Raw genomic sequence first — 3,269 nt, 5'->3', positions numbered from 1 at the left:
ACATACACCCAGCCAGGGTCAACTCCTCGCTTGGACCCGAAACGAGTCGTTAAATTCCCGTCAAATGCCCACGGCGCCGTATCTACGGAACCATCATTAGATGATGCAACAGCTGGTTGATTGAGAGCCAGGTTGGTTCGTGGTCGTGGCTCCGTTTCTTGCACAGGTTTGATAGTAACGCCATTCTGATATTCTCTATCTAGAAAATTCATTTCGTGTAAAGTTTTCGCTGGTGTTGTACTTCCTGGCATGAACACATTCTCAAATGTGAGTCCGGTAATCAGTGCTCCTTCTTGCCCTTTGATTTTGGCAAAACTTTCACCAGCATCACGGACAGTTATATTTTTCACTGTAACCCCAGTAACAGGTCCAACGCCAATATCTCCGCCATTCACAGTAAACATTGTCATCCAAGCGCTGTTATCCTCGTTTTTACCACTAATGTCCTCAACATCCATATCCTCAAAGGTGACATTCCTAACAGCACCAGTCCCATATTTGTGGTGAATTGCGAACCCTACAGCAGCCTTATASACAACGCCATTTCTGAATGTGATGTTCTCTTGATCCTGCATGACGCCTTGACCTATTTTAAACCCATAACAAGCAGTCCACGCAATGGCGTCCTCGAATAAAACATTTCTTACGGGCTCTGGATTGCCTGGCCAAGGCACTTTACCTGATGCAATATCCGTATCTTCTTTCCAAGTTTTTGTCGAAAATGGATCATCCAGCGATATGCCAATGGCATTCCTGACAACTGCGTTTTGCGATTCAACAATATCGATCCCATCATTTTCGCCCATACCAAGGCTGTTAAACAATTTTAAATTGGTGAATTCCAAATCATTGGAACGTACGGGCATAACAGCCCATGCGGCAGATTCTCGGACGAGAACACCATCCATTTTGAAATTCGTAGTTGCAATTGGCACTACCAGATTGTTAATCATACCTTTATTATTCGTACTCTTATCCGCTGATAGTGCAGCACCATTTCCGTCTAACGTTCCACGACCATAAATTTTAATATTATCAGAATCAAATGCTGTTGAGATCCACCAGGTCGCTGGTCTTCCCATTGAGTCTTTGAACCAGTGCTCTGTATAATCGGCTGTCTTCCCCAGTTACACCCGTTGTATTTCCCGTAGTTGAGAGCTGATATGGAGCTTGCGTCACATTAAATATGCCTTCTCCTGAAGAGGCTGGAACATCGGTTTCTAACGGATCTGCCGCAATTACAATTTTGGTAGTCCGTCCATTCATCATGACGATTAAATATTCATCTTTTTGTGACGTGAAAGTTAATGTAGTCCCTTCGACCTTATCAGCCTTGATCCCTAGCTTCTTGGGACTGATGGCATATTCCGTAACTTTGGCCGTATTCAGGATCGTAAGCTCATACGTAATCGGTCCCTCAGATACCGAGAAATTCGCATAATCATAATCGTTATACGCTTTAACAACCAAGACTTCGACCCCATTCGCCTTGAGCTTATAGTTAACCGAAGCCGCATACTTCGTAGGCTGTTGATAAGGAAAAATCGATACGGGAACTGCCGCAGCAGGAACGGATTCTGCTGACACAGTTTTCACGATTGTAAGCGGTGAAAGCACAACCCCAGCAAGAATGAATAATGCTACAACTGCGTGAAACAACTTTTTACCCTTTGACATTTGCAAATTGCCTCCTTCATTGTTTAAATCTTTGATTACGGCCTTCTTGAAACCCCTTTCATGAACATGCTCCGTCAGTATATCAGATCAAACTTATCTCCATAATGCGGTTAACTCGTGATCAAGGGCAGAATTTCACACATTTATAAATCAAAAAAAGACCGTCCCCCATGCTCGTTTCGCATGAAAGAAAGCCTTCTTTCGTTAATGCTATTGACTACTCAATCTACACAATAACATCCGACATGATGATCGGATGCAGTTGGCCCATATAGGCAAATGAAGTTTGTCCGGTTTCTTCGGATACAACAAGTGCCAAAGCATCTGTTCGTTCCGTTATGCCGATTGCTGCCCGATGCCGCGTGCCCAACTTTTTATTTTCTAGAATAGTTGCTGATAGGGGAAGTACATTCGCTGCTGAGATGATTTGATCATAACTAATAAACACAGCGCCATCGTGTAAAGGGTTCCCAGGGTAAAAGATCGATTCAAGTAAGGAATACGATACTTTGGCTCCTACTGGAATGCCATTATGAAGATGTTCATCAATAGGATCGTTTCGCTGGATAACAATCAACGCACCATGGCGGCGTTTCGACAAATGATCAACAGCAATAGTCAGATCCAAATATTGGATAGAGAAGGCTGATAAATAACATTGCATATAAAAGGAAGCGGCGATCGACTCAACTCTCCTAAATCGTTCTTGAATCGCCTCTAGATCACTTAACATGCAGTGATTCTCATTATCTATAATTCTCAAGCTTTGGTGAAGCGCGTCGGAAATTTCTTGTATGTGTTGTTTGAGCTGCTCTTTCATTGGAGATTCATCGCATCGGATCTGATTCAACTTGTACACCTCTTGATACCATATTACTTATTATCATTCCCAGATTTGAAAAGATCATCAAATAACGAAATTACCATTATTAATTCAACTAATTATCGACGATCAGCGAAGAGTTCTGATCATTTGGGTTCGGCTTGTGGATCAAGATGCCTATTTGCTCCTTCTCAGTCATTGAAATCCACGGTCCCAGGCACATTACTTGGAAAATTCGAGCCATAGAACCTCCTACCATGACATAGGTGCCAGATGGACTTAATACACGCTTGTAGTGGAAATGGATCGATTCCCTACTACATCAAGAATCAAATCATACTGCTCATGATTATACCTCCAACGAGAATCCTATAATGCTTGATAGTATCATTTTTTGGCTAACTTTATGCTAAAACACGAAAAAAGCCTGAAGGAAATTTCCTTCAAGCTTTTTGCTCCTCCAGGCTCACTTCATATTATTCTAATGGGAAGGAAGCCAGCCTACAATTTGTAATACCGTTAACGCCACTTCAATAACAATTAAAATCACAACTATCCACTCAACGAACAACCCACGAATGGAATGACTGATATTGGAAAAACCCTCAAGAATGTGATACAAAATATCTGTTTTGCTTTTCAAAATTTTATATCGATCATTTAATTCGAAAAAATCCATCATGCCGTCATAAAATTGACTAGCCGTGCTGTTCGTCCAAGTTAAATCAGGTTTATCCAAAATCATGATGTAGGCAAGGGTGTTATACTC

At 41.7% G+C, this 3,269-nt stretch carries 5 protein-coding genes; all 5 read right to left on the bottom strand.

Features of this window, described 5'->3' with window-relative positions:
- Nucleotides 1-1,082: glycosyl hydrolase family 28 protein (locus AC1DUA_RS34945; protein ID WP_477504111.1), on the bottom strand; the 1,082-nt coding region annotated here is incomplete at its 3' end.
- On the bottom strand, nucleotides 1,042-1,677 hold the full coding sequence (locus AC1DUA_RS34940; protein ID WP_477504110.1) for a hypothetical protein: 636 nt from the start codon (nucleotides 1,675-1,677) through the stop codon (nucleotides 1,042-1,044). The genes AC1DUA_RS34940 and AC1DUA_RS34945, both read right to left, overlap by 41 nt.
- 226 nt (nucleotides 1,678-1,903) lie before the next feature.
- Nucleotides 1,904-2,527: a sporulation-specific diadenylate cyclase CdaS gene (gene cdaS / locus AC1DUA_RS34935; RefSeq protein ID WP_477504109.1), complete on the bottom strand. Its 624-nt coding sequence runs from the start codon at nucleotides 2,525-2,527 to the stop codon at nucleotides 1,904-1,906.
- Nucleotides 2,528-2,615: 88 nt separating this feature from the next.
- Complete coding sequence (locus AC1DUA_RS34930) at nucleotides 2,616-2,744, bottom strand: hypothetical protein (RefSeq protein WP_477504108.1); 129 nt, start codon at nucleotides 2,742-2,744, stop codon at nucleotides 2,616-2,618.
- Between the two features lie 237 nt (nucleotides 2,745-2,981).
- Nucleotides 2,982-3,269 (bottom strand): RMD1 family protein (locus tag AC1DUA_RS34925; protein ID WP_477504107.1); only part of this gene is annotated, 288 nt, incomplete at its 5' end.

The sequence above is a fragment of the Paenibacillus sp. 01T422 genome, assembly GCF_056398785.1.
Note: the sequence above shows the minus strand (reverse complement) of the source record. Positions and strands in the feature narration are given on the sequence as shown.